Here is a 227-nt window from a genome sequence, read left to right as displayed (position 1 = left end):
CCTGCGCGTAACAGGGAAGATGACGTCCGACAGCGAGCCTTTGGGCGTATTTTCTCTCGAGGCGGGTGGCAACACCACTTTCTCGGGCTGCGTCAGCGATGTGAAAATCACTAACGGCGACAAGAACGACACCTACTGCGCCGCAGGAATGGTGCTCTCGGCAGACCACGATGCCAAAATCACCTTTAACGATTGCATCGTGGCCGGCGACATCAACGGCACCGTAG

At 57.3% G+C, this 227-nt stretch carries 1 protein-coding gene; it reads left to right on the top strand.

All coding sequences use genetic code 11. The annotated features are described in order from the left end of the window. On the top strand, positions 1-227 hold a 227-nt coding region (locus HMPREF9999_RS10545; RefSeq protein WP_198144602.1), incomplete at both ends, for a hypothetical protein.

It is taken from the genome of Alloprevotella sp. oral taxon 473 str. F0040, from assembly GCF_000318095.2.
GTDB lineage: Bacteria > Bacteroidota > Bacteroidia > Bacteroidales > Bacteroidaceae > Alloprevotella.
This window is presented reverse-complemented; position numbering and strand designations above follow the sequence as displayed.